Source organism: Kaarinaea lacus, assembly GCF_975902315.1.
Map to the genome: position 1 here is coordinate 1 of NZ_CDLKIE010000291.1, position 3,574 is coordinate 3,574.

At 43.1% G+C, this 3,574-nt stretch carries 3 protein-coding genes; all 3 read left to right on the forward strand.

All coding sequences use genetic code 11. From position 1 onward, the window contains the following. A partial coding sequence (locus ACWVCM_RS09190) for a DUF4384 domain-containing protein (protein WP_455201442.1) occupies positions 1–451 on the forward strand: 451 nt, incomplete at its 5' end. 263 nt (positions 452–714) lie between these two features. Continuing rightward, positions 715–1,329, forward strand: a complete 615-nt coding sequence (locus ACWVCM_RS09195) for a hypothetical protein (protein WP_455201443.1) — start codon at positions 715–717, stop codon at positions 1,327–1,329. 296 nt (positions 1,330–1,625) lie between these two features. Continuing rightward, positions 1,626–3,574: FAD-dependent oxidoreductase (locus ACWVCM_RS09200; protein ID WP_455201444.1), on the forward strand; the 1,949-nt coding region annotated here is incomplete at its 3' end.

Here is a 3,574-nt window from a genome sequence, read left to right on the forward strand (position 1 = left end):
TAATATTTCCGCAACCCTGAATAAAAAAACCTATACTAATGGCGAGCGGGTTCAAATCAAGGTAAAAGCCAAAGAAGACATGTACGTTTTAATCGCCAACTACACTTCAACAAACAATATCATCCCTATTTTCCCTTCGCCGTATCACAAAAATAACCTGCTTAAAGCAGGTAGCACCCTGGCTATTCCTGAACTGGATAATTCGCACTTTACACTGGCGGTAAGCAATTACGCTGGCCACAAGGAGGACGTAGAGGCATTTCTGGTTTTTGGCTTTCAGCAAAATCCTGAAACGAACAATATTCCCTGGTCTAATATTTTCAAGGCAGGTGAAGAAATTAATTACCCGGATTTCTTCAACACCTTAACCGAGCTGCCAATCCATTCAATAGCACAACAAACCCTGGTTTACCGAGTAGTCAACGACAACAGCCATAGCAAAGAAAAATAACCGTCAAAGTTTGCACTATATCGTGGCAAGGCAGTTTTTCATTATTTGCTCTACCTGCTAAGCCCATCCCGCCCGCAATCTACCTGGCTCCTAACTCAGCCAACCCTCAAAACACGTAATCTCACCCGGTTCGCCCAGGGATATTTTTCAAAATTTTTCCTGTTTGGTATCAATAGTAATTACCGAATACAGTGAGCAACGCATTCAGGAAGACAAACGCTTAGAAAACAACAGGTAAGATAAGCCACTAAAGGGGTAGATCAGTGCGCACAATACAAAAATTATTAACATTAGTCATAGTATTTTTGGCGGCTAACATTGCATATGCAGAACAGGTCACTTTTCAAATAAAAGCCGTTGTTGATCATATTTATGATCCAGATAATGCAATGGCAGACCGAATCAAACTCGGCGAGAGCCTGACCAGCACATACACCTTCGACACCACTATACCTGATACGGCCAGTTCACCGATTTATGGATTTTATAACCAGGCCAATAACAAATCGAACGGATTCAGCCTTATCATTAAAAAACTCAGCGCCACTCCAATAACATCACGCAATATTGATTTTCATTCGATAAACACCTGGAACAGCCATGGCGATTTTTATTATGCGGAAAGTAAAATGCGCTCACCAGTCGGCAATGGTATAACAATAACATATGTTGGACTGGAGATATTTGATATCACCGGCCAGGCCATACCTGACGATAAACTCACTAACATACCACCAAATATCAGTTTCGCGCGCGATAAAAATTTACTGATTTCCGGGAGATCGGATAATGCCGGTGAAGATTTCGAAATTCGGGCAAAAATTTATTCCATCGTTAATGCCGGGCGCGCAAATACAATAGCGAGCCAGGACTTTTAAGCAACAGGCTCACGCGGTGCCGCACAATGAGATTCCAGCACCTTAGATCTTGCCAGATCATAGCATTGACTTTGCGTCGTTAATAAATCGGTTCAGGATCTGGATCTGGATCTACGATTATATTTGCCTGCGCATATTGCAATTCAAATTTAAACAGAATTAATTTTCAAATTTTCTGTAACAGGGTATCAATAACTAGCAGGGATGCGCCATGTATATATGCCATCAATAATTAGCTAAGAACATTCACAGAAATTGTGAGATAGAACATACAGCATAGATAGAAGGGGAAAAACATGAAGGTAATTATTGTCGGGGGATCAGCAGGCGGCGCCAGCGTTGCTGCTCGCTTGCGTAGACTGGATGAGACAGCCGAAATTACAATTATCGAGAAAAGCGCCACTATTTCTTTTGCAACATGCGGCATACCCTACTATCTGGGTGGCGTAATAAGTGATCGGCAGCGCCTGAATGTTGTCGAGGAAGAAGAATTTGTGGAACTGCTTAATGTAGACGTGCGAACCAATAGTGAACTGATTGCCATCGACCGATCACGTAAGAAAGTGCTCGTGAAAGATAACCAGAATGGCACGTTATACGAACAATCCTATGACAAACTGGTTCTGGCGCCAGGTGGACTACCTGTCATTCCCGATGTTGAAGGCGCTACAAACTCAAATGTATTCACACTACGCAACGCTGAAGACACAGACTACGCCTATAACTATGTAAAGGAAAATGACTGTCAAACGGCATTAATTGTAGGTGCGGGTTTTATTGGTCTTGAGTTAGCAGAAAATTTGAGAACAAGGGGCATCAACGTACATGTCCTTGACAATTCGAACCAGGTCATGGGTGCCTGGGACTATGAAATGGCCGCCGTTCTTCAGCAACACTTGCGATCTAAAAATGTCAACCTGGTACTTAATGACAGCCTGAATCGTATCACGGATAATGGTGCCGAATTAGAAAGCGGCGTTTTTCTCGCGGCAGATGTGATTTTCCTGTGTATAGGGGTAAAACCAAACAACAGACTGGCACGCCATTGCCGGCTGGAGATAGGCAGTCACGGAGGAATCAAGGTTGACCAAAGATTGATTACTTCTGACGAAGATATATTTGCCCTCGGGGATGCCATTGAAGTACAAAACAACATTACCAATCAGCAGTCACTTATTCCGTTAGCAGGTATCGCACAAAAGCAGGCGCGCATTGTTGCGGACAATATCTGCGGAATGCACAAAGTATTCGATGGTGCGCACGGCAACGCAATCGCTAAAGTGTTCGACTTAACAATAGGCATCGCTGGATTATCTGAACAGGAGATTAAAAGCAAGTCAATAAACTATCAAAAGAGCTATATTGAAACGCTTTCTCATGCAGGCTTCTACCCCGATTCTTTCCCACTCATTATCAAGTTGCTATTTACTGCAAGAACTGGCCGAATCCTGGGCGCGCAAATAGTAGGGTCAAGAGGGGTTGATAAGCGCATCGATGTTTTTGCCAGCGCGATAAAATTTGAAAGAACCATTCACGATCTTGCTGAGCTGGAGTTGGCGTATGCCCCTCCTTTCTCCTCCGCCAAAGATCCTGTCAACCTCATTGCCATGACGTCTATTAACATGCAGGAACATGACTACCAGGTCATACACTGGGATGAACTGGATGATTATGTTAGTAAGGGCGCACTACTACTCGACGTTCGGACGCTCGAAGAATATGAGCTTGGCTGTCTGGATGGCGCAATGCATATCCCACTCGGCGAACTGCGCAGCCGCTACCAGGAATTGCCTTTCGACAAAACAATTGTGGTTTATTGCCAACAGGGCAAAAAAGGATACTTTGCTTCCAGGATACTTAAACAATATGGATTTAATGATGTACGGAATCTTAGCGGCGGACAGAAGCTTTACAAGGTGGTACAACAAGAGCGGTCAATTAATCAGACTCTTAAACGATTTTCAGCGTCTATTGTGCCGATACCATTAAAAAGCACTAAAATTAGCGATAGTAATCTAAATGAAGAACAAATTGATCCACGTAACAGTGACAGCACTGCGGCGGAAAAAGTCAGGCATATCGATGTTACAGGCATGACCTGTCCTGGTCCCATTATGCATGTCAAGAAACAAATTATAAATTGCGCGCATAATGAACTTATCAAAATTTCTACGACTGATCCTGGCTTTGTTAAAGATATTAAAATCTGGGTACTAAAAATGGGACATGAACTGGTTAGCATCAA